21 protein-coding genes are annotated in these 21447 nt (G+C 58.4%); 12 read left to right on the top strand and 9 right to left on the bottom strand.

All coding sequences use genetic code 11. From position 1 onward, the window contains the following. Positions 1 to 165 precede the first annotated feature (165 nt). The 4 genes from ACR3EG_RS08855 (at position 166) to eno (ending at position 3769) form a co-directional block, all read left to right on the top strand. Positions 166 to 870, top strand: a complete 705-nt coding sequence (locus tag ACR3EG_RS08855) for an endonuclease/exonuclease/phosphatase family protein (RefSeq protein WP_170354412.1) — start codon at positions 166 to 168, stop codon at positions 868 to 870. Between the two features lie 75 nt (positions 871 to 945). Continuing rightward, the gene (locus ACR3EG_RS08860; protein ID WP_170752731.1) at positions 946 to 1359 is read left to right on the top strand and encodes a Fur family transcriptional regulator; all 414 of its coding nucleotides are present in this window, start codon (positions 946 to 948) and stop codon (positions 1357 to 1359) included. Positions 1360 to 1485: 126 nt separating this feature from the next. Continuing rightward, complete coding sequence (locus ACR3EG_RS08865; RefSeq protein ID WP_480494984.1) at positions 1486 to 2367, top strand: DMT family transporter; 882 nt, start codon at positions 1486 to 1488, stop codon at positions 2365 to 2367. A gap of 124 nt (positions 2368 to 2491) precedes the next feature. After that, positions 2492 to 3769 carry a phosphopyruvate hydratase gene (gene eno / locus ACR3EG_RS08870; protein WP_170752734.1) on the top strand — a complete coding sequence of 426 codons (1278 nt, stop codon included), beginning with the start codon at positions 2492 to 2494 and terminating at the stop codon, positions 3767 to 3769. Positions 3770 to 4298: 529 nt separating this feature from the next. Here the strand turns inward: eno and ACR3EG_RS08875 are convergent. The 3 genes from ACR3EG_RS08875 to mazG form a co-directional block, all read right to left on the bottom strand. Then, on the bottom strand, positions 4299 to 4748 hold the full coding sequence (locus tag ACR3EG_RS08875) for a GNAT family N-acetyltransferase (RefSeq protein ID WP_480494986.1): 450 nt from the start codon (positions 4746 to 4748) through the stop codon (positions 4299 to 4301). After that, positions 4745 to 5683 carry a nucleoside hydrolase gene (locus ACR3EG_RS08880; RefSeq protein ID WP_480494988.1) on the bottom strand — a complete coding sequence of 313 codons (939 nt, stop codon included), beginning with the start codon at positions 5681 to 5683 and terminating at the stop codon, positions 4745 to 4747. The genes ACR3EG_RS08875 and ACR3EG_RS08880 overlap by 4 nt, the downstream gene beginning before the upstream one ends. A gap of 63 nt (positions 5684 to 5746) precedes the next feature. Next, the gene (gene mazG / locus ACR3EG_RS08885; RefSeq protein WP_480494990.1) at positions 5747 to 6604 is read right to left on the bottom strand and encodes a nucleoside triphosphate pyrophosphohydrolase; all 858 of its coding nucleotides are present in this window, start codon (positions 6602 to 6604) and stop codon (positions 5747 to 5749) included. 66 nt (positions 6605 to 6670) lie between these two features. Between mazG and ACR3EG_RS08890 the strand changes: the two genes are divergently transcribed. The 4 genes from ACR3EG_RS08890 (at position 6671) to ACR3EG_RS08905 (ending at position 10293) form a co-directional block, all read left to right on the top strand. Further along, complete coding sequence (locus tag ACR3EG_RS08890) at positions 6671 to 7834, top strand: M20 aminoacylase family protein (RefSeq protein ID WP_480494992.1); 1164 nt, start codon at positions 6671 to 6673, stop codon at positions 7832 to 7834. 12 nt (positions 7835 to 7846) lie between these two features. Then, positions 7847 to 8812 carry an agmatinase gene (gene speB, locus ACR3EG_RS08895; protein WP_480494994.1) on the top strand — a complete coding sequence of 322 codons (966 nt, stop codon included), beginning with the start codon at positions 7847 to 7849 and terminating at the stop codon, positions 8810 to 8812. 63 nt (positions 8813 to 8875) lie between these two features. Beyond that, the gene (speB, locus tag ACR3EG_RS08900; protein ID WP_480494996.1) at positions 8876 to 9817 is read left to right on the top strand and encodes an agmatinase; all 942 of its coding nucleotides are present in this window, start codon (positions 8876 to 8878) and stop codon (positions 9815 to 9817) included. A gap of 71 nt (positions 9818 to 9888) precedes the next feature. After that, positions 9889 to 10293 (top strand): DUF1499 domain-containing protein, encoded by a 405-nt coding sequence (locus ACR3EG_RS08905; protein ID WP_480494998.1) that lies wholly within the window; start codon positions 9889 to 9891, stop codon positions 10291 to 10293. Here ACR3EG_RS08905 and ACR3EG_RS08910 read toward each other — a convergent pair. After that, positions 10234 to 10521: a hypothetical protein gene (locus ACR3EG_RS08910; protein WP_480495000.1), complete on the bottom strand. Its 288-nt coding sequence runs from the start codon at positions 10519 to 10521 to the stop codon at positions 10234 to 10236. The two genes, ACR3EG_RS08905 and ACR3EG_RS08910, sit on opposite strands and share 60 nt — an antisense overlap. Positions 10522 to 10584: 63 nt before the next feature. Here ACR3EG_RS08910 and prfA point away from each other — a divergent pair, with 63 nt between their 5' ends. From prfA to ACR3EG_RS08925, 3 genes are all read left to right on the top strand, one after another. Continuing rightward, positions 10585 to 11640, top strand: a complete 1056-nt coding sequence (prfA, locus tag ACR3EG_RS08915) for a peptide chain release factor 1 (protein ID WP_480495002.1) — start codon at positions 10585 to 10587, stop codon at positions 11638 to 11640. Further along, complete coding sequence (gene prmC / locus ACR3EG_RS08920) at positions 11637 to 12482, top strand: peptide chain release factor N(5)-glutamine methyltransferase (protein WP_480495004.1); 846 nt, start codon at positions 11637 to 11639, stop codon at positions 12480 to 12482. The genes prfA and prmC overlap by 4 nt, the downstream gene beginning before the upstream one ends. 238 nt (positions 12483 to 12720) lie before the next feature. Continuing rightward, positions 12721 to 13290: a DUF4167 domain-containing protein gene (locus tag ACR3EG_RS08925; RefSeq protein ID WP_480495006.1), complete on the top strand. Its 570-nt coding sequence runs from the start codon at positions 12721 to 12723 to the stop codon at positions 13288 to 13290. A gap of 56 nt (positions 13291 to 13346) precedes the next feature. Here ACR3EG_RS08925 and rsmA read toward each other — a convergent pair whose 3' ends face one another. From rsmA to lptG, 5 genes are all read right to left on the bottom strand, one after another. Next, positions 13347 to 14189: a 16S rRNA (adenine(1518)-N(6)/adenine(1519)-N(6))-dimethyltransferase RsmA gene (rsmA, locus tag ACR3EG_RS08930; protein ID WP_480495007.1), complete on the bottom strand. Its 843-nt coding sequence runs from the start codon at positions 14187 to 14189 to the stop codon at positions 13347 to 13349. A gap of 81 nt (positions 14190 to 14270) precedes the next feature. Next, positions 14271 to 15236 carry a 4-hydroxythreonine-4-phosphate dehydrogenase PdxA gene (pdxA, locus tag ACR3EG_RS08935; protein WP_480495009.1) on the bottom strand — a complete coding sequence of 322 codons (966 nt, stop codon included), beginning with the start codon at positions 15234 to 15236 and terminating at the stop codon, positions 14271 to 14273. Further along, the gene (locus ACR3EG_RS08940; protein ID WP_480495011.1) at positions 15233 to 16483 is read right to left on the bottom strand and encodes a peptidylprolyl isomerase; all 1251 of its coding nucleotides are present in this window, start codon (positions 16481 to 16483) and stop codon (positions 15233 to 15235) included. The genes pdxA and ACR3EG_RS08940 overlap by 4 nt, the downstream gene beginning before the upstream one ends. After that, positions 16474 to 18636 (bottom strand): LPS-assembly protein LptD, encoded by a 2163-nt coding sequence (locus ACR3EG_RS08945; RefSeq protein WP_480495013.1) that lies wholly within the window; start codon positions 18634 to 18636, stop codon positions 16474 to 16476. The genes ACR3EG_RS08940 and ACR3EG_RS08945 overlap by 10 nt, the downstream gene beginning before the upstream one ends. Further along, the gene (lptG, locus tag ACR3EG_RS08950) at positions 18636 to 19736 is read right to left on the bottom strand and encodes an LPS export ABC transporter permease LptG (RefSeq protein ID WP_480495015.1); all 1101 of its coding nucleotides are present in this window, start codon (positions 19734 to 19736) and stop codon (positions 18636 to 18638) included. Before lptG ends, ACR3EG_RS08945 begins: the two co-directional genes overlap by 1 nt. A gap of 240 nt (positions 19737 to 19976) precedes the next feature. Here lptG and ACR3EG_RS08955 point away from each other — a divergent pair, with 240 nt between their 5' ends. Next, entirely contained in the window at positions 19977 to 21443 is a 1467-nt protein-coding gene (locus ACR3EG_RS08955) for a leucyl aminopeptidase (protein WP_480495017.1), read from the top strand. The last annotated feature ends 4 nt before the right edge of the window (positions 21444 to 21447 follow it).

Raw genomic sequence — 21447 nt, forward strand, 5'->3', positions numbered from 1 at the left:
CTCTAGCTGCGCAGAACAGTTTGCACTCGCGATTTGCGCTTGTTTAACGCACTTTGTGGCGAAATTCTCCTTTGAAAGTTGTTATGTGCCTAACTCTTGGAAATTTCATGTTGCGCTGGGCGCAGGGCGTGGCACTGTTGGGGCTGATAATCAGCCCCGAACGCTATGACCTCTCTGCCCACATTGCGCATTGCCAGCTACAATATCCAGAAATGTGTCGGTTTGGATTTCCGCCGACAGCCACAGCGTATCATGCAGGTCATTGATAGCATGAAGGCGGATATCGTTGTTCTGCAAGAGGCCGACAAACGCCTGCCGCCGCGCCCGGCAGCCCTGCCGCACTTCATGTTGGACGAGGCCGGTTGGGAGATTGTCGATCTTGGAGGGGCGGGTAGTCTGGGCTGGCATGGTAACGCCGTGATCTGGAAAGGCGGTGCGATTGAGGTGCGTCAGACAGGCCATCACGATCTTCCGGGGCTGGAACCGCGAGGTGCGGTCAGAGTCGAATTTGACACCCCCATCGGCCCTTTGCGGGTCATGGGGATGCATCTGGGTCTATTGCCGGCATCGCGCCGACAGCAAATTACTCATATCCGCCGATGTGACGAAGACCTGCACGATATGCCTACGGTTTGGGCTGGTGATTTCAATGAATGGTCGCGCCAGCCAGTGCTGGACCATCTGGCGCCGGGCATGCGTTTCCTGCCTCCGGTCCCCAGCTTTCCCGCCGCACAGCCACTGGGTGCACTGGACCGGATCGCGCTGGGCGCAGGGCTTGAGGCGGTGGTGCATGGTGTCCACGATGCGCGGCCTGCGCATATTGCATCGGATCACTTGCCCATCTGGGCTGATCTGCGGCGCGTGGCCTAAGATACAATTCCCCGGTGGCGCAGAGTGCGCAGACGTACTAAGACAGAGAACCGAATATATCCCCGAGGGTCACTCATGTCCGATACGATCATCGCCCGTTGCGAAGCCAAGGGCCTGCGCATGACAGGTCAGCGTCGTACAATTGCACAGGTGCTGCAACAAAGCGAAGATCATCCGGATGTCGAAGAACTGTATGCCCGCGCCTCAAAGGTCGATGCGGGGATCTCCATCGCCACGGTCTATCGCACTGTAAAACTGTTCGAAGAGGCAGGGATTCTGGAGCGTCTGGAATTCGGCGACGGTCGCGCGCGGTATGAAGATGCTGAACGGGATCACCATGATCACCTGATCGACATGCAAACAGGTCAGGTCATTGAATTCGTAGACCCCGAGATCGAAGCGCTGCAGGAAAAGATTGCCGCCAAGCTGGGCTATAAGCTGAAAGGCCACCGGCTGGAGCTGTACGGCGTTCCGCTGGAACAAGACTGATTCATCACGAATCCCGAACGGTGATCGCACGCGAATTCATCTTTCTCGTGTGGATATCTCTTGCCTGAGTGATGGGCTTTCGATTTCTGTGAAGGGGCGGGCAGCGCTTTTCTGACGGAACGGATCATGAATAACGTAAACGGCATTTTATTGGTCGTCGGCGCGATGGCGGCCTTTGCGCTTGAGGATATGTTCATCAAGCACCTGTCGGTGTCAGTTCCGACCGGTCAGATCATGATTCTTTTGGGCGCGGTCTGTGGATTGGTCTTTGCCATTATGGCAGTTGGCACACGCAAACGGATCTTTGACAGGGTCGCATGGCGCCCTTTGCCGCTGATCCGCGCAGGCAGCGAAGGGATAGGCGCGATTGCTTTCGTGACCGCGCTGGCTCTGGTCGATTTGTCCACGGTGGCTGCGGTATTTCAGGCCATGCCGTTGGCTGTGACTGTCGGGGCGGCGCTGTTTCTGGGGGAACAGGTCGGCTGGCGCAGGTGGAGCGCGGTAGGCGTTGGTTTCGTCGGGGTATTGATGATCATCCGACCGGGTTTTGAAGGGTTTCAGCCCGAGACCCTGTTAGTCGTTATTAGCGTTGTTTGCATTGCCGCGAGGGATCTGATCACGCGTCGATTGGATGCCGACATTGCGTCGTCGGTTGTGGCTCTGCAGGCTTATATCGCGGCGATTTTGGGTGGGCTGGTGCTTATGGTAGTTCAGACGCAACCGCTTGTCCCACTTGGTTCTGCGCAGATGGCGCCGCTGATCGGCGCCGTCATCTTCAGTGTCATCGGCTACTATGGCATCGTCACCGCTATGCGAGTGGGCGATGCGTCGGCGCTGACTCCGTTCCGCTACACGCGATTGGTTTTTTCGATTGCCGCCGGCATGATTATGTTTGGAGAGCGGCCGGACCTAATGACGATTGCAGGGGCCTCACTCATCCTTGGCTCGGGCCTTTACACTTTCCTGCGGGAACGTCGTTTGGCGCGGGATATGGCCGCTGTGGCCTGACGGATCGTCGCAGGTTTGCGCAAACACCTGCCGTGAATTATGTTAGCGATAACATGTGTGGTTTACTTTTCGCCTCGTGATGGTATGAGGCGTGCAACTTATTGCAGCCACAGGGACGGGCCTCATGAGCACGATTATCGACATCCACGCACGCGAAATTCTGGACAGCCGGGGCAACCCAACGGTTGAGGTGGACGTGATCCTGGAAGACGGCACCATGGGCCGGGCGGCTGTGCCCTCGGGCGCGTCAACTGGGGCCTATGAGGCGGTGGAAAAGCGCGATGGTGACAAGGCGCGCTATATGGGCAAGGGCGTGCTGGAAGCGGTTGCTGCTGTGAACGGCGAGATTGCCGAGGAACTGGTGGGCTTTGACGCGACTGAACAGGTTGCCATCGACCAGGCGATGATCGAACTGGATGGGACCGAGAATAAGGGCCGTCTGGGCGCAAATGCCATTTTGGGCGTGTCGCTGGCCACAGCCAAGGCGGCGGCGGATTTTACCACTCAGCCTCTGTACCGCTATGTAGGCGGCACCTCTGCCCGCGTTCTACCAGTGCCGATGATGAATATCATCAATGGAGGCGAACATGCGGATAACCCGATCGACATTCAGGAATTCATGATCATGCCGACCTCGGCCAGCAATATCCGCGAGGCGGTGCGCATGGGGTCCGAAGTGTTCCACACACTGAAAAAAGAATTGTCCTCAGCCGGTCTGGCCACCGGTGTCGGCGATGAGGGCGGCTTTGCGCCGAACATCGCCTCGACCCGCGAGGCACTGGATTTCATCCTGAAGTCCATCGAAAAGGCGGGCTACAAGCCGGGTGAAGAAATCCATCTGGCGTTGGATTGCGCCGCCACGGAATACTACAAAGACGGCAAATACGTGCTGGCGGGCGAGGGGATCACACTGACCTCCGAGGAAAACGCGGCCTATCTGGCGGCGCTGGTCAATGACTACCCGATCATCTCGATCGAAGACGGCATGTCCGAGGATGACTGGGACGGTTGGAAAGCCCTGACCGACGCCATCGGCAACGAGGTGCAACTGGTGGGTGACGACCTGTTCGTGACCAACCCCGAACGTCTGGCCGAAGGCATTGATCGCGGCTGCGCCAACTCGATGCTGGTCAAGGTGAACCAGATCGGCTCGCTGACCGAAACGCTGCGCGCCGTCGATATGGCGCACCGTGCGCGCTACACCAACGTGATGTCCCACCGCTCGGGCGAAACCGAGGACGCCACCATTGCCGATCTGGCCGTGGCGACGAACTGTGGTCAGATCAAAACCGGCAGCCTCGCGCGCTCGGACCGGTTGGCCAAGTATAACCAGCTGATCCGCATCGAAGAGTCACTGGGTGAAGTGGCCGAATACGCCGGGGCGTCGATTCTGAAGCGCTGATCAGCATAAAACAGATAAATCTAACCCGGTCTTTCAAGGAAGGCCGGGTTTTTCATTTTGAAACCCGAATCCTGTGGCAACTAGAGAGCTGTGTGCCTTTAGTCGCACGACCGAAGTACGCTGCCGGGCCGTTCTTGTTCGCCTAAAAATTGCAGTCAGGTGACGCTAGGTAAAGATTCTTCAATTATTTCTGGAAAAATTGTGCTTCGATTCTAATCCCTTGGCAGAAGGCTGAGGCCATAACCCCAATTATGTGTGAACTTTTACCTATAAGCGAGACCCTGCCGCCAAGTATCTTGGAGGAACTACAGAAAAGGAGAATACCATGTCAGGTTCGAAATTCCTTCTCGCGGTTTCGTTGATCGGTACTGTTTTCATGGCGGCCTGTTCGGCGCCCGGAGTGTACCCAATTTCAGGTCAGTCAGTCTCGACTTCCGACCCCGTGAAGAACATGGATTCCCCCACCTATATGTACAGCGGTGAAATGCGCTAAGGCGCGTTCTCCGGGGGGCTGAACAAACTACTGCTATCAGAGCTTTTTGCTCATCAAAACATACCGATCGCGCGGTTTGAAGCCAGTGCGCAGATATAATCTCTGCGCGGTTTCGTTGGTGCGGTCGACCTCAAGATGGAAAGCGGTTAGCCCGGCTCCGGCCAGGGCTTTCGGCAAATCTAACAGGACTTCTGTGGCGATGCCGCGCCCGCGGACTGCGGGGCGGATGTAAATCTCGTCGATGAAGGCATCCATGCCGCCGAACTCGATTGACCAGCCGAAGGTCAGTATGACGTAGCCAAGCGGCGCGCGGGCAGGGCCAATCAGGTAGACGCAGCCATGTGGAATGCCCTCAAGCAGCGGAGCCAGTGCTGCGCGCCTGTGATCGGTATCTTGGTCGATGCCAGCTTCGGCGTGGAATGCCGAGACGAGACCGATCAACCTGTCCAAATCCTCGGGGCGGGCGAGTTTCAATGCTGCGCTCATAGTCTTGCCAGCCTTTCGGTGAGCAGGTCAAAGAACCCCTGCGCGTCGACGTCACCCATGAACATGGCGTTCGCAGGGCGATCGGTGACGCGCCACCAATCGGCTACGGTCATCCCCAGTGTCAGCTCCGATTGGGTTTCGATCTCGACATTGATAAGGCGACCCGAGAACAGCTCGGGGCGGATCAGATAGGCGGTGACGCAGGGATCATGCAGGGGGGCGCCCTCTGATCCGTATTTTTCCTTGTCGAACCGTTCGAAGAAATCAGTCATCTCGGCCACCGCGTGTCCGACCTTGGTGTCCAATGCGCGGAAGGCGTCGTTGCGATGCGGCGTGACCAGCGCGTCATGGGTTACGTCCAGTGGCATAACCACGATGGGCGCGCCGGATTTGAACACGATATCAGCGGCTTCTGGATCGACATAGATATTGAATTCCGCCGCCGGAGTGATGTTGCCGACCTCAAAATACGCTCCGCCCATCAGGACGATTTCCTGTATGCGGTCGACGATATCAGGGGCCTTGGTGAAAGCCGTCGCGATATTGGTGAGGGGGCCCAGCGGGCACAGTGTCACCGTGCCCGATTCCTGCGCGCGCAGGGTGTCGATGATAAAATCGACCGCGTGCCCTTGGGCCAGCGGCATTTGCGGATCGGGCAGAACGGGACCGTCCAGGCCGGTTTTACCGTGCACGTGCTCGGCCGTGACCAAAAGGCGGTTCAGCGGCCGATCACAACCTGCATAAACCGGCACGTCCGTGTGGCCGGCCAGTTCGCAGACGATGCGCGCGTTCTTGGCGGTCAGCTCAAGCGGCACGTTTCCGGCGACAGCGGTGATGCCCAGCACGTCGATCTCATCCGGGCTGGCCAGCGCCAACAGGATGGCGACGGCGTCGTCCTGACCGGGGTCGGTGTCGATAATGATTTTGCGCTGCATGGAGGTCTCCGAGGGGGCTGAGGCGCGGACACTCGCAAGTGTCACAGCACTTGTCCAGCGGTTTCAGGCCCCGGTCGGCACATCCACCGGCGGGAGTTTGCCATTGGCGCGGTGTTCTTCGGTTTTCACCTCGTCCCATAGGGCGTCCATCTCGGCCAGATCGCTTTGGCTGGGTGTTTTACCGCGTTCGGCCAGGCGGGATTCGACCTGTTCAAAGCGGCGGGTGAACTTGGCGTTGGTGCGGCGCAGTGCGGCCTCGGGCTCGATCCCCAGATGACGGCCCAGATTGACGATCACGAACAGCAGATCGCCGAATTCATCTTCGAGCGCGTCGGGGTCCATGCTGTCGCGGGCCTCTTCCAGCTCGGCGGCTTCTTCGTTGATCTTGGCCAACACATGGCTGGCATCGGGCCAGTCGAACCCGACGCGTGCGGCGCGTTTTTGCAGCTTATGGGCACGCAACAGGGCAGGCAGGTTGGCGGCCACACCGTCCAGCGCGCCTTTCTGTTCCTTACCTGCACGTTCCGCCGCTTTGATCGTTTCCCAATCCAGCGTCTGCTGTTCGGCCGACTTGTCACGGGATTCGTCACCGAACACATGCGGGTGACGCGCGACCATCTTGTCCGACATGGTGCGGACCACGTCCTGAAAGGTGAAATGTCCCGCTTCTTCAGCCATTTGCGCGTGAAAAACCGATTGAAACAGCAGGTCGCCCAGCTCTCCCTTCAGCTCGTCATAAGCCTTTCGCTCTATGGCGTCGGCGACCTCATACGCCTCTTCGATCGTATAGGGGGCGATAGTCGCGAAATCCTGTTCGATATCCCATGGGCAGCCGGTTTGCGGGTCGCGCAGGCGACGCATGATTTCCAGCAGACGTTCAATGCCAGCATCGCTATCGTGGATCAGAGGATTTTCGGCCATTGCGAACCCTTTCGTTCCGGTGTCAGATGCATCCATTCCGCAGACCGCTACAGGAGTCCACCCCAGATGCCCGTCGTCAACCGAATTGCCGATTTTGCCGCCGATATGACCGCATGGCGGCAGCACCTGCATTCGATCCCTGAATTAGAGTTTCAGTGCCACCAAACGGCAGCTTTTGTCGCCGATAGGCTGCGCGAGTTTGGTGTAGATGAAATACATGAGGGCATCGCTACAACCGGTATCGTCGCAATCATCAATGGGCAGGCCGAGGGGGCGACGATCGGATTGCGTGCCGATATGGATGCGCTGCCGATCCCGGAAGAAACGGGCGTGGACTATGCCTCGAAACATCCCGGTAAGATGCATGCCTGCGGCCATGACGGGCATACCACGATGCTGCTGGGCGCGGCGCGTTATCTGGCTGAGACACGGAATTTTGCGGGCCGCGTGGCGTTGATCTTTCAGCCTGCCGAAGAAGAGGGCGGTGGCGCGGATATCATGGTTCAGGAAGGCATCATGGACCGGTTCGACATCGCGCAGGTCTATGCGCTGCACAATGCTCCAAATCTGCCCGAAGGCGCTTTTTACACCACGCCTGGGCCGATCATGGCCGCGGTTGATACGTTTCACGTTCACATTCAGGGCGTGGGCGGTCATGGCGCCATGCCGCATGAGGCCCGCGATCCGGTGATGGCCGCCTGTGGCATCGCTCAAGCACTGCAGACCATCGTCAGCCGCAATCATCACGCGCTGGACGATCTGGTGGTTTCGGTCACCCAAATTCATACCGGCACGGTTAACAACGTCATTCCCGACACGGCCTATATCAACGGTACCGTGCGCACCTTTGACCCGGAGGTGCAGAAGATGGTGATGGAACGCATGGCGCAGATCGTTGCCGGGCAGGCGGCCTCATACGGGGTTGAGGCCGAGCTGGATTACGAGGTCAACTATCCCGCCACCATCAATGATGCCGGCAAGGCCGGATTTGCCGCTGAGGTGGCCCGCGAAATCTCGGGCGAAGGGCTGGTGGTCGAAAACATGACCCGCAACATGGGGGCCGAGGATTTCTCGTACATGCTGAACGCGCGCCCCGGCGCGTATCTGAATCTGGGGCAGGGCGAGGGCGCCGGGCTGCACCATCCGAAATACAACTTCAACGACGAAATCGCGCCTGTAGGGGCTTCGTTCTTTGCGCGGATCGTCGAAAAGGCACAGCCGTTGGGCTGACAAGGAAAAGACATGGGACTGGAAGACGCAAAAACTCAGGTGGATGAGGCATTCACCAACCCCGATCTCAAGGGGCTGTCGTTCGAGAATACGTTTGGCGGGGCGACCTCATTCCTGCGGCGGTTGTACACCAAGGACCTAAAAGGTGTGGACATCGCCGCGACGGGCGTACCGTTCGATCAGGCCGTTACCAACCGCCCCGGCACAAGGCTGGGTCCGCGCGCAATCCGCGAGGCGAGCGCACTGCAGTCGCCAGATGCGCCTTATGGTTGGCCGTTTGATGCGCTCAGCGAGCTGGCCATCGTGGATTATGGAGATATGGCCTATGACTATGCCAATATTCCGGCCTTTCCCGATACGTTGACGGATCATATCCGCACGATTCTAAAGGCAAATGTGGCCTCGGTCGCGTTGGGTGGTGATCACTATATCAGCTTCCCGATCCTAAAGGCTTATGCCGAAAAGTACGGGCCGATGTCGCTGCTGCAATTCGATGCGCATACGGACACATGGGCCGACGATGATATGTCGCGGGTCGACCACGGGACAATGTTCTACAAGGCCGTAAAATCTGGGATCGTGGACCCGAAACGCTCGGTTCAGGTGGGTATTCGCACCACGAACGAGGACACTTTGGGCGTCAACATCATCGACGCGCGAGAGGTTTACGAATCCGGCCCTGCCGCTGTTGCGCAAAAGATCAAAGGCATTCTGGGCGACAGCCCCGTTTACCTGAGCTTCGACATTGACGGTCTGGACCCGGCGTTCGCGCCGGGCACCGGGACACCTGTATGGGGTGGGCTGAGTTCGATCCAAGCGCAGATCATCCTGCGTGACATTGCCGGGATCAACATCAAGGGCGGTGATGTGGTCGAGGTCTCTCCGCCCTATGACACATCGGGCGCGACGGCGATTGCCGGGGCCCACGTAGCGACCCAGATTATTTGCCTTTTGGGGTGGAACAAGCTCATGCCTTAACCATTGGTTAGCCATCTTTCCGGTATCACCTTAACCAAAAGGTCGGACGGGAGAGATACGGGCATGACACAGTTTAACCAACCCATCAGCGGCAATGATCTGGCGCGGTTTTCGGGGCCGAATACGTTCATGCGCCTGCCGCAGGCGGAGTCTCTGGCGGGGCTGGATGTGGCCGTTCTGGGCATCCCGATGGATATCGGCACCTCGTGGCGGTCGGGTACGCGGTTTGGTCCGAAACAGATCCGCGCCGAAAGCGCGATGATACGGCCCTACAACATGGCCAGTTTTGTCGCGCCCTTCGACAGCCTTCAGATTGCGGATATCGGCGATCTGGCAATCAACACGTTTTCGTTGTCCGAAAGTTTGAAAATAATACGCGAAAGCTATGACGCAATTCTGGCGCAAAACGTGACACCGGTTGCGATGGGGGGCGATCACTCGATCACCTTGCCGATTTTGCGGGCGATTGCGGCCAAACATGGGCCGGTCGCGCTGGTCCATGTGGATGCCCATGCTGACGTGAATGATGAGATGTTTGGTGAAAAGGAAACTCACGGCACCGTCTTCCGCCGCGCCTATGAAGAAGGGCTGATCGTCCCTGACAAAACCTTTCAGGTCGGTATCCGAGGCTCGGGCTATTCCGCGTCGGACTTCACCGAGGCCAAGGGCTGGGGATTCAAGCAGTTCCCAGCGTGGGAACTGTGGCAACAGAATCTGACCGTGATCGGCGCACAAATCCGAAAGGAAATAGGAGAGCATCCGGTTTACGTTTCCTTCGATATCGACAGTCTCGACCCATCCTTTGCCCCCGGCACCGGCACACCCGAGATTGCCGGTCTGACCACCCCACAAGCGTTGCAGCTGATTCAGGCTTTGCGAGGGATGAATGTGGCAGGGTGCGATCTGGTCGAGGTGTCTCCGCCCTATGACCCAACGGGGAACACGGCGCTGACCGCTGCCAACCTGCTGTTTGAAATGTTGTGCATTTTATCCGGAGTGACGTGACGGTACGGGGTGTCAAACCTTGCAGAGGGGGCGCGTGCCGTTAGTTTGCCCTCAAATCAAAGGGATAAATTATGAAGATGGTTCTTTGGCTGATCGTGGGGGCGGTGATCGCACTTGGATTTTACATCCGACTTGCGCCCTCGGACCCTGCGCGCTGGCATGTGGCGGTTGCTGGTACTACGGATGAGGACATGCAGGGTGGGGTCATCCGCGTGGTCGAAACTGGGCCAGACGGCCTCGCAAAACTGGACGTGCTAGTACAAGCCACACCGCGCACCACCGTTCTTGCCGGATCTGTCGAAGATGGAATGATCACTTATGTCACCCGTACCCAAGTAATCGGCTTTCCCGACTACACCACGGTTCAGCAAGACGGCGAGGTTCTGCGTATCCATGCCCGCCTGCGCTTTGGGCGTTCAGATTTTGGGGTAAACCGAGACCGTGTTGATGGGTGGCTTGCTGCGCTCCAGCCCTGACGACAAACACCCCTCGGACACCTCGCGCCACATCGGTACGTTCAGTGACATTTGGCACTGCGCCATGAACATGCGGCCATCGACTTGCAGGCAGATCATCTGGCCCAGATCCACGCGCGCGCCTGACTTATCCGTGCAATAGCAGTCGCGCACCTTTCCGTCCGGCCCGACGTAGTCCGCCATGGCAGGCACCGCAAACAGCGATAAAATCAAAACCAACCCCTTCATGACGGGTAGCTTAGCACAAGCTCGGCCCTTGACCAAAGCCGCAGATTAGGGGACACCGCCGGGATGATCCCCGAAGAACGCCTTGAGCAGATAACCCAGCGATTCCAGTATCTCGAAGCGGCCATGTCCGATGGTGCCTCGGGCGGGGATATTGCGGCTCTGGCCAAAGAATATTCCGACCTCAAGCCTGTGGTCGACCAGATCATGGCGTGGCGGCAGTTGCGCGCCGATCTGACTGAGGCTCAGGCGATGCTGGCTGATCCCGACATGAAGGAGCTGGCCGAAGAGGAAATCCCCGATCTTCAGGCCCGTATCCCACAGGCCGAACATGCGCTGCAACTGGCGCTTTTGCCTAAAGATGCAGCAGACGCGCGCCCCGCGATGTTGGAAATCCGCCCCGGCACAGGCGGGGATGAAGCCGCGCTATTCGCCGGTGATCTATTGCGCATGTATCAGCGCTACGCTGAGGCGCGTGGCTGGCGGTTCGAGATTATCGAGGAGCAGGCTTCGGACCTCGGTGGGGTCAAGGAAGTCGTGGCCCATATCAAGGGTGACAGTGTCTTTGCCCGCATGAAATACGAATCCGGCGTCCACCGGGTGCAGCGTGTGCCCGAAACCGAAAGCGGTGGGCGGATTCACACATCGGCTGCGACGGTCGCAGTTTTGCCCGAGGCCGAGGATGTGGACATTCAGATCGACGCGAATGACATTCGGATCGACACGATGCGCAGCTCGGGCGCGGGGGGACAGCACGTGAACACCACCGACTCGGCGGTGCGGATCACTCACTTGCCGACAGGGCTGGTTGTGACCAGTTCCGAGAAATCGCAGCACCGCAACCGAGAGATTGCGATGCAGGTTCTGAAAACGCGTCTCTATGACCTGGAAAGGCAGAGGATCGACAGCGAACGTTCGGCAGATCGCGCCAGTCAAGTCGGTTCGGGTGATCGTTCCGAGCGAATCAGGACTTATAATTTCCCGCAGGGCCGTATGACCGATCACCGCATCAACCTGACCCTGTATAAACTGGATCAGGTGATGCAGGGAGATCTGGATGAAGTGATCGACGCGCTGACCGCCGATGATCAGGCGCGCCTGCTGGCCGAGATGGCCTTATGAACGGTCTGCAAACAGCGGCTCAGGCGATGGTGGCAGCCACGTCTCGCCTGCGGGCTGCAGGGGTCGATGATCCGGCACGTGATGCGCGCGTCCTGCTGGCCCACGCTGCCCGAATCGAAGCCAGCCGGGTCACCCTGATTGCGCCGGAAGAGCTGTCGCACGAGATCGCCGAACGCTATGATCAGCTTATTTCGTTGCGCGCCATTCGCGTTCCCGTATCGCATCTGCTGGGCGAACGTGAGTTTTATGGCCGCAGGTTTCGCGTAAGTCGTGATGTTCTGGATCCGCGCCCTGAAACCGAGATTCTGATCGAGGCCGCGTTGAGCGCACCGTTTGATCATCTGTTGGATCTTGGAACGGGTTCGGGCTGTATCCTGATCACACTGTTGGCCGAACGCGAAAGTGCTTCGGGTGTTGGAGTTGATCTAAGCGAGGCCGCCTGCCTGCAGGCGAGCGCCAATGCGATTCAACATAAGGTCCAAGCCCGAGCCGAGATACAGCAATCAGATTGGTTTGAGAGCATAGAGGGGCAATTTGACCTTATTGTCTCGAATCCGCCCTATATTTCGGTGACAGAGATGAATGATTTGTCACCCGAAGTCCGCGAGCACGAGCCTCGCATGGCGCTGACGGATGAAGGGGACGGGCTAGGAGCCTATCGTCGCATTGCTGCCGACGTCCCGGATTATCTGGTCCCCGGCGGTCGGGTGCTGGTGGAAATCGGCCCGACGCAGGGTCACGCGGTTGCCGCGCTATTTCAGGCGGCTGGGCTGGCAGAGACTCGGATTATTCCTGATCTGGATGGCCGCGACCGTGTTGTCTTGGCCAGAATGCCTGAGTGACGACACGTACTGAGGCTGAAAAGCGCCGATTGATGTAAAAAAGCTGCGAATTTTGGGATAAAACCCTTGTCTGAACGCGCAGGACATGTTTACTCAGGATTAGTCGGAGAGGTTGACGCTATTGCAGCGCACCCCTGACGCCAAGCCCAAAAAAGTCGACATCGCGTTCCGGCTAAAGCCTTTGAGCAATGCAAGACGCGACGTGATCGACAGTGAATGACAAGGCTGACGAAAGTAGATGAGATCTTCCAAATCCCGCTCGCGGGCCAAGAATAACCGCAATCGTCCTTCTGGCGGCAACGTTGTAAACCGGGTCTTTGACAGCTCGGGGCCGGAAGGCAAAGTGCGCGGCACGCCCCAGCAGATCATTGACAAGTACAACCAGCTTGCCCGTGACGCGCAGCTGTCCAACGACCGTGTGGCTGCTGAGAACTTTCAGCAACACGCCGAACATTACCTGCGTTTGCTGAGCGAAGCGCAGCGTGAAATGGAGGCACGTCGGGAAGAACAGGAACGCCAGAACCGCGAACGGCAGGCCGAACGCGACCGGGAACGCGCGGAGCGTCAGGAACGTGAAGCGGCCCGACAGGCCGATCCGGCCGAAGCGCCGCAACCAGACGTCATGGATTTCAACGCCGAAGCTGCCCCGGAATCCGGTTTGGTGGAAACGCCCGAGGCCAAGGGGGCTGATGTTCCCGAAAAGAAAGAAAAGCCTGCCCGCAAACCGCGTGCACGCAAGCCAAAACCAGCACCTGCCGCTGAAGAGGCTACTGCCGACAAGGGTGATGCACCTGAGGCGGCCGAGTAGGCCGCGTTAGATATGGAATGGAAAGCCCTGGTCAAGTGACCGGGGCTTTTTTGTTTTCAGCCCGCGCGGATTTGGCGCGCCAATGCGCAGAAGGCTTCTAGCGGGACCTGTTCTGCCCGCTCGGTTGGTTGAATGCCGGCGGCCAATAGGCGGTCTTCGATATCGGAAGCGACCCCCTTCAACGAAGCGCGCAGCATCTTGCGGCGTTGGTTGAATGCGGCGGCGACGACACGCGACAGGGTTGCGGCATCCGCGGGGTGCCGGGGTTCGGGCAAGGCGGTCAGGTGGACAACGGCGCTTGAAACTTTCGGCGGCGGGGTGAAAGCCTCAGGCGGTAAAGACATGGCGATACGCGCATCCGCCCGCCATTGCGCCAGGATGGCCAATCGGCCATACGCCTTGCTGCCGGGTTGGGCAACAATACGCTCGGCCACTTCGCGCTGAAACATCAGAGTCAGGCTTTGCCAGAATGGCGGCCACTCCGGAGGGGTCAGCCAGCGGACCAGCAGTTCGGTACCGACGTTGTACGGCAAGTTGGCTGCAACTCGAATCGGCGGAGTGAGATGCGCCATGGGGTCGATTTCCAGCGCGTCACCATTGATGATTTCCAGTCGTCCGGGGTAGGCGGCAGCAACCTCGTTCAAAGCTGCGATACAGCGCGTGTCTTTTTCGACCGCCACAACCTTGCGCGCGCCCTCTGATAAAAGCCCACGGGTCAAACCGCCGGGGCCGGGGCCGATTTCGAGAACGTCACAGGCACTGAGATCACCGGCCTGCCGCGCGATTTTTGCCGTCAGGTTGAGATCCAGCAGGAAGTTCTGTCCCAACGACTTGCGGGCCGAAAGCTGGTGAGCCGCGATGACCTCGCGCAGGGGGGGGAGTGTGTCGATTGCGCTCATGATCCGATTACCGTGGCGCGGGCTGAGGTAAAGCGCCAGTTTTTTTGCCTCTGGCGGGGATATTTTTAGCCAGGTGAAGGATCAAGCGCTTTTTGCCATGCGTTGGGCCAGTTTAAGGGCTTCGATCATGCTGGATGGGTTGGCAATGCCTTTTCCGGCAATATCCAGCGCCGTGCCGTGATCCGGCGAGGTGCGTATGAACGGCAATCCCAGCGTGACATTCACGCCCCGGTCGAAATCGAGGGTCTTTATCGGGATAAGCGCCTGATCGTGATACATCGCAACTGCTGCGTCGTACCTGGCGCGGGCCGCTGCGTGAAACATCGTGTCGGCAGGATGCGGGCCGGTGACCGTGTAGTCATCTTGTGGCAAGGCTTGGATCAGTGGCGCGATCCAGTCAAGCTCCTCATGTCCCATTTTGCCGCCTTCGCCTGCATGTGGATTCAGGCCAGCCACACTGATGCGAGGTTTTCTGATGCCGAATTGTGCACGCAGACCTTGGGCTGTGATCTCGATCGTTTCGCGCAAAAGATCTGGTGTCAGCGCGGCAGGAACGCGAGACAGCGGGATGTGGATCGTGGCGGGCACCACCCTAAGTTGGTCGCTGGCCAGCATCATAACGACGCGTTGCTGTCCTGCGAGGGCTGCGAGAAACTCGGTATGTCCGGGGTAAGCAAAGTCCGCGCCTTCCATCAGGGCCTTTTTATGGATCGGTGCCGTACAAAGCGCAGAGGCTCGACCGGACTGAACCATAGATACGCCGAGTTCGATCGCGTCGATGACGCTGGGTGCGTTTGCCGCAACGGGTTGGCCTGGTGTGTTGGCAGACGGAAAATCAAGGTGCAGCACAGGCAGGGCCGTCGCGCAGATCGCGGTCGCCTCAGAAAAATCTGTGATCCTCTGAATAGGCGTACCGGCAGGAAGATGGTTGGCATCTCCAATGTAGACAAAGGGGCATGTTCCGCGTAGCTCTGCCCAGGCTTTTGCAGCGATCTCTGGGCCTATGCCTGCGGGATCGCCACAACTCAGCGCGATTGGGGCTATCATTGCTCGATGATCGTTGCGTCCGCACGCAATTGCTCGAGTAGGCTTTCGGCAAAGGCAGTCAGACGTTGCTGGGTCAGAGCATTGGCGACATCCGCGCGCGAAGTTTCCTCGCCCCGGTCCAGAGTACGTGTGCACAGCATCAAGAATTTCAGCGTCTGACCATTGTTGCCGGTCAGCGCCGTCGAGACCTCGTTCAAGTCCAGCTTCGACAATTCGAGTGCGACGTCGCGAGGGATTTCCGACGGGCTGGCTTCAATCCGTTGCAGAACGTTTTCGGGTTGGTCTTTTGCAAGGCCATAGAGATCATCGCAAGTATCAACCTCTTCGCGCAGATCGGCAGCACGGGCCAATGTTTCCGCGCTGCGGCCACCGGGAAGGTTGTAGATCGCATAGTCGATTTTTGAATAGGTCGGAGTACCCGACGCAAGTTCGCGTAGGCCCCGAAGCTGAAACAGAGCGACTGCGTTTGGCAAAGAAATGGGTTGCGTTATTTCGCCATTCTTCAGACCGATGATCACCGGTTGCAGGGCGGGTGGCAGGTCGGTCAGGTTCAGCCAGTCCAACTGCCCCCCGTTGGTCCGGGTACCTGCCGCAGAATACTGCGTCGCAGCTGCCGAGAACGCATCGAATCCTTCCAGAAGTGCGATCTCTTCAGCCAACAATTCGACCTGTGCAACCGTTTGCTGATTTACGGGAATGATGACTTCGGACAGCAGAACTTGCAGCCCGCCACTGCCCGATTGACCAAGAGCGCGGTTGACCTCGTCTTCTGATGGGCGCGCCTGCGACAGGAATCTCGCGCTGATGAAGTCGCGCCACGACAGTTGGTCGGCCACAAAATCGCGGACGGTCTCGCGCGAAACACCTGCCTCGGACAGAAGCTGAAGGAACTCATCCGTCGACAAGCGACCGCGGGCAGCAAATTCGTCAATGCCCAGCTGAACGGCCTCGGGGCTGGCAGATATCCCAGCCGCGCTCATGGCTTGTTTGCGCAGACGATCGTCGATCAGGGCTTGGCGCACCTCGGCGTCTGACGCTCCGGGCGCACCAAGAACGGTCAAAAACTGCTGGCGCTGCTCAAGTTCGTACCATGTGACGATATCCTGATTGACCTTGATGGCTGGGGAAAACAGGCTCTGGGCCAGGCCCGGCGACACGCTCAGACACAACGATACGACCGCAACATAGGCGACTGGCCTGATCACAACGGATCGGATGAGATTGGAGAAACCTGAAATCAACTGCATCTTCTCTTGAACTCTTGGCCACCACCTTCAACGGAGTATCCCGTCAGGGCTACCGTAAAGCCGAATTCAGTGGAAGGCTCAATACTAGATGACGAAGTAAAACGTCTGCTGACGGTCATGTTAACCTGCACGCACTCATTCTGGTACGTAACACCCACGCCATACCGAATGGGTTCGGACTCGCTCAGATCGTAACGGGCGACGGCTTCCGTTAGCCAGTTCTGGTCGACCCTATAGCGCCCATCCAATCGAATCTCGGATATTTCATCGTCCACGTTCTCGTCTGGGTCTGGCTCCTGCCAGATATAGCTGCCCGACAACCCAACGGTTTCTTGTTGCCAGGCAGCGCGCATTTCGGCCTTGGCAAAGCTGAAATCTCCGTTCAGCAAGCCGCGGCCTGCAAGTGACCACCCATTTGCGGTTTGCAATTGACCTGCAAGCAGCAGATCCGACGATGTTCCCTGCAGTCCCGATGTCAGATTGAACTCTGGGTCGGGATCTGCGCGAAACACTTGCCCGACTGTGGCCAAAGCCCGGCGTCCGTTCGCTCCGTAGCGCGCCCAGTTGACACCAATGACGCCGGTTGCCCCATCTTCGCGTCGATCCGGGGCTGGAAAACGGGACAGCGACAGCAAGTTGCCCTGATCGAATTCCTGAAACGTACTTTCGTCGATTGGCACATCATTGGTCGAGACTTGCGTCCAACCGATCTGAGCAATTGGCTCTAGCACCTGCGTAGCCCCGGATTGCTCGCGCCGTGCCATGGGATAGCGCAGGGTCAACGCCGCCCGGGGGGTGGTGCGGGTTTCTTGATCAGGGAAATTACTGTCGTGGCGGATGTTGAACGTGTCAATCGAGGCCCCGAACCGTGCGTCCGCACGCAGACCCGAGGTGAAGATCCAACTGCGTAGCCATTCCGCGTCAAAGGTCGCTCGGGCCACATCGCGACCAACGACGTCCTCGTCACTTGTGCGTTCATGGGCGTGTGTTATGAAACTCAGCCGTGTTTCGCCGCCGATCGACGTCGGGAAGTGGCGTTTCTGATAGTACAGATCGAATACACGAGATGGAATTTCGTCCTGATCTTCGCTGTCGCGCAAGGTTTTGTAATGGATAAAGCTGGTGCGGAAGGCGGTGTCGCGTTTGATCCGCTCTAGCGCAACTTCGCTGCGCAGGCGGTCGAAATCGGGCAGGCCATAATCGGCCAGGTAGGCGTCATCGGACGTGGTTTTAATATCGAACGTGAACCGATAGCCGTTATTCAGATTGAAAAAGCCATCTGCGAAGAAGTAGCCGCGATCCTCTCCGGGCTGAAGATCGTCACGGGTATGTGCGCCCAACAAGCGAAGTCGGCCACGCTTGAACGCCTGACGATACCGATACCCCAGCGTCCGAGTTTTTGAGGACAGATAGGGCGTCAATGTCAGGTCTTTGTGGTCTCCCAGCTTGAAGAAATATGGAACCTGAACCCCCGTGCCCAACTGCGACGTTGTGCGAATCGAAGGCACCAGGAAACCAGTCGCCCGGTCCAGAGTGGGGTCAGGCAGACGCAAATAAGGGAAATAGAAGACCGGCAGGTCCAGAATTCGGAATTGTGCGCCCTCGAAATACAGTTGTCGTTCAAGCTGATCGTGGGTGACCTTACGGGCCCTGATTTGCCACAAAGGCGGTCTGCCATCAGAACAAACATGACATGACGTGGCCGATACCTTGCTGAACTGTGTGTATCTGCCACCTGCGCGCGTTGCCTGAACCGATGCGACTTGGACCTGTTGGTCAAACACCATCCGCGCACCGATCAGCAAGCCGTTTTGAATACCGTCGTCCAGTTCAGCCGAATCCGCCAGAATCGTGGTAGAGCCGCCCTGATCAATGCGCACGGGGCCATCTAGGGTGAGTTGCCCGGTGTCCCGGTCATATGTGACCCGTTCGGCGGTAATTTTTGCATCGCCCTGAAATGCCTCGACATTGCCTTCGGCGACCAGAACACGTTCGGGCGTGATGAAAATCCTGTCCGCAACCAGCAGGGCTGGCTGCTCTTGCTGCGTGGCGTCCGTAGGCGCGTTCACACCTGTTGCGGATTGTGCGTAGATCGTCGCGGGCAAGGTGATCGCGATGGCTGCCGACAACAGAAGACTGGGAAGCAACCGCATCAGCCGTCCTCCGCGTGAAGCAAGAGACCAAGCGACAACAGTATAGCAGCGAAAGGCGGAGCCCAGGCCGCGACGATAATAGGCAATTGACCGTTTTCCCCTAATATTTGGGCAAAATTGCGCACGAAATAAATCGCGAATCCCAGAAGAACTGCAGACAGAACCGCAATTCCCGTGCCGCCGAATCTTACATGGCGCATGGTGAAGGCCGCGCCGATCAGAACCATCGAAACCAGAAAGAAGGGCCGCGCCAGTTGCACTTGCAACCAGACTTCATATTGCTTGGTTGAAAACCCGGCCTCGCGCAGATCCCGGATCAGCTCGGGCAGATCATAAACCGAAACCGATCCCTGCTGCCCCAGCGTGTCGAGAATGCGCTGCCGTGTAAGCGACGTCGGAACCTCGAGCTGTTCGTGAACGACCGAGTTACTCTCGGGGTTTGTGTCTTCCGCGAGGGACCAGACCTTGGCATTGTCCAATACCCATTTGCCCGGCCTCAGCTCGGCGTTGTCGGCCGAGACCTGCTGGGTCGGGGTTCCTTCTTGTGAGAAAGTGATGATCGTCACGTTATTTAGCTTCAGTGTTTCACCGTTGGACGTACCTTTGGCGTGAATTACGGACTGACCGTTCTGTGATCCCTGGCGCAGCCACAAGCCCTCGCTGCTGATCGAAAACGCTGACGTGCCGTTGTTGCGGTAAGAGTCGGACAGGCGATTGTATTCCTCGGATGTTGCCGCAGAGATCGGGTTCAGCAGAGCTACGGCCGTGGCTCCGATCAATAGGGCCAATGCGACCGGCGCTAATAAAGACCGTATGCCTGAGCGACCAATTGCGCGGGTAACAACAAGTTCAGAACTGCGCGCCAGCCCAACGAACAGAGCGATCGTTGCAAGGATAACCAGCAAGGGCAGCATTTCGCTGATCGCAGCCGGTGTGTTCAGCAAGGTCAGATGCAGCAAGCGCCCGAACGAAAGGTTTTCGTCGTCGAACCGGCGCACCTGTTCGATCAGGTCGATTAGAATCAGCAACGTCAGGAAAATGCCGCCGATCACCAGAAAGTTTTGCATGAACCGGCGGGCAAAGTATCGGTCGAGGATCACGGCAGAACCCTCGCCGTTCCTGCTAACGCGAAATAACCACTAGCCCTCAGGTCAGAATTACAACCGCTCGCGCCTTGCCGCGACGGCATATGCCTGCCCTGTCTTGCCACTTTGTTCTCCCCCGAACCTGCCGGAATTTTTTCTGGACTGTACTGCAATTGAAGTGCGGGGAAAACTGCTATCTGGTCAAGTTGATCGGGGCGGGCTAGGTCTTGGGTCACAGATTTTCAGGAGTTCCCAATGAGCAGTCTAATCCCGATCCAGTTTCAGACTTTTGACGTGGACATGATGGCGCAAGCCGAGGGCCGAGTCGCGATCATCGTTTCTGACGACGGCAAGATGGGTCCTGCCGCGCGCCGGGCCAATCGCCTGACCCGCGGTGCTGTCGCGCGGCTGGTCGAAAGCGAACAGTTCGAAAAGGTGAAATCGGGCGAGGTGATCTCGTTGGCATGGCCCGGTGGCATGGCGGCCCAGGCGCTGGATATTCTGATCCTGGCGCGCCGCCCGGATGTGGCCGAGGCCCGCAAGGCTGGTGTCGCGCTTGCGAAACTGGCCGGTGGCAAGGCGCTGTTGGTGATGGCGGCCAACCAGACCCGCTCCGAGGATCTGGCCATGGGGATCGCCCTTCGCAGTTACGAGTTCGACGCGCACAAGACCAAAGACTCTGATCCTGCCGCGACGGTCACTATTGCGCATCAGAAACCCGACGAGGTCGAAGCCGCCTTTGCGCCGCTCTATGCTATTGCCGACGGTGTGCGGATGACGCGTGACCTGACGAATGAGCCCGCCAATATCCTGACAACAACAGAATTCGCTGACCGCTTGGCCGAGATGAAGGATCTGGGCCTGGAGGTTGAGGTTCTGGAAGAAGACAAGCTGGAAGAGCTGGGAATGCGCACATTGCTGAGCGTCGGTCAGGGCTCGGTCAGTCCGTCGAAGGTTGTGGTGATGCAATGGAACGGTGGCGACAAGGGCGATGCCCCGCTGGCACTGGTGGGCAAGGGCGTTGTTTTCGATACCGGTGGGATTTCGTTGAAGCCTGCGGGTGGAATGGAAGACATGACCATGGATATGGGCGGCGCAGGTGTCGTTGCGGGCACCATGCGCGCGCTGGCCAAGCGCAAGGCTAAGGCTAATGTGGTCGGGCTGGTGGGGCTGGTCGAGAATATGCCCTCGGGCAATGCCACGCGCCCCGGCGATGTAGTCAAGTCGATGAAGGGAGACACGGTCGAGATCATCAACACAGATGCCGAGGGTCGTTTGGTTCTGTGCGACGTGATGTGGTACGCGCAGGAACGGTTCAGTCCTGTGGGCATGGTTGATCTGGCGACCCTGACCGGAGCGATAATCATTGGTCTGGGGCATGAGAATGCGGGCGTCTTCTCGAACAATGACACCTTCTGCGAGGCCTTCCTGAAATCGGCCAAAGCCGAGGACGAGGGCGCGTGGCGGATGCCCTTGGGCGCGGCATATGACAAGCAGCTGAAGTCTCGCATCGCTGATATGAAGAACGTAGGCGGGCGGCCTGCGGGCTCGATCACCGCCGCGCAGTTCCTGCAGCGCTTCGTGAAAGAGGAAACGCCGTGGATTCACCTGGATATCGCCGGTGTTGCCTCGGTGGCGTCCGAGACGTCCTATGCTCCGAAGGGTGCAACTGGCTGGGGCGTGCGTGCGTTGAGCCGTTTTGTGCAGGACAATTTCGAGTAATCGG

The sequence above is a fragment of the Ruegeria sp. AM7 genome, assembly GCF_056535965.1.